Genomic DNA, 1,332 nt, shown 5'->3' with positions numbered 1-1,332 from the left:
GAATGACGCTTCTATGTCAAGTGGTGGTGTTGTTGCTGGTGGTGAGGTCGGTGGTGAGTGTGCGGTAGACGACGTCGGTGAGGTGTCGTTTGAGGATGCGCATGGCGCCGCGTCGGCCTTTGTGGTGTTGGTGTCTGGTGATGATGGCTTGGGCTTGTTCGTGGTGGCGGGCCTGGGTGAGCGCGACGGTGTGGATGGCGGTGTTGAGGCGTCGGTTTCCGCCGCGGTCGAGGCGTTGTCGGTCTGTGCCGCTGGTGGCGACGTCGATGGGGGCGGTGCCGGTGAGGCGGGCAAACGCGGCGGCGTTGCGGATGCGTGCGGGGTGGCCGATCTCGGCGATGATGGTGGCGGCGACGGTGGGTCCGACGCCGGGGATGGTGAGCAGTGTGGGGCACAGGTCGTGGGTGCGCGCGGCGAGGTCCCGGTCGAGATCGTTGATCTTGGTGGTGAGGCGTTCGAGGTCGTCGCAGTTGGCCAGTAGGACGTCACGCAGGGTCCCTGTGGGGTAGGTGTGTAGCTGCTGGGCCAGGTGGTGTGGGGCTTTCAGGGTGGTCAACGATGCTGGTTCCAGGCCCGCGTCGAGTTGGTGCAGGCGCCATCGGAGCCGGCTGATGAGCTGGGTGCGTTGAGCGACGAGGTCGGCGCGGTAATCCACGAGCGGCGCGAGGTCGGCGCCGGGCTCGTCGCTGGTGTGGCGGGCAAGGTATTTCTGGTTGTCCGGGCGCTGCGCGGCGACCGCGACGGCGAGCGCGTCGAGGCTGTCGGACTTGCCCCTGGGGCCGGTGTGGTTGCGGGCTTTGACCATCAGCCGTACCGGCACCCACACCACCGACTCGCCGGTGACGGCCAGCGCGGTAGCCAGGCGTCGGGCCATGCCCCGGCCGTCCTCGATAGCCCACCGCACCGGCTGGCCACTGGCGTTGATGCTGGCCCACTCGCGCAGTTTCACCACCGCGTCCGCGTCGTCGGGCACGGTCACCGCCTGACCGAGGCGATCCCCCGAGGGATCGATGATCACTGCGGTGTGCGTCTTCTTGTGCGGGTCGATTCCCACTGTCAGCATAGGAGGCGTTCCGTTCGGTCCCTGGTCAGTGACGGGCGGACACCGCAGGGGCCCGGACCGGGTGGACATACCTCTCTTGGGGTCTCACGAACCCCAGGCTTCTATCAAGTCACTCCCGGCCCGGCCCCCGCTCTGACCACCATGGACACGCCATTACGCAGGCCACACACGGATGCAGGCAGATCACGTTCGAGTCACCCGGTGATCACCCAGGGCCACCCCGTCGAGCAGCACCCGGCACACACAACCCTCCCAGAGAGATCACGTTC

Annotated in this window: 1 protein-coding gene; it reads right to left on the bottom strand. The window is 67.4% G+C overall.

Annotated elements, in window-relative coordinates:
* Window positions 1-16: 16 nt before the first annotated feature.
* Complete coding sequence (locus tag CLV30_RS25790; protein ID WP_165358782.1) at window positions 17-1,063, bottom strand: IS110 family RNA-guided transposase; 1,047 nt, start codon at window positions 1,061-1,063, stop codon at window positions 17-19.
* Window positions 1,064-1,332: the final 269 nt, after the last annotated feature.

Source organism: Haloactinopolyspora alba (genome assembly GCF_003014555.1).
GTDB lineage: Bacteria > Actinomycetota > Actinomycetes > Jiangellales > Jiangellaceae > Haloactinopolyspora > Haloactinopolyspora alba.
Note: the sequence above shows the minus strand (reverse complement) of the source record. Positions and strands in the feature narration are given on the sequence as shown.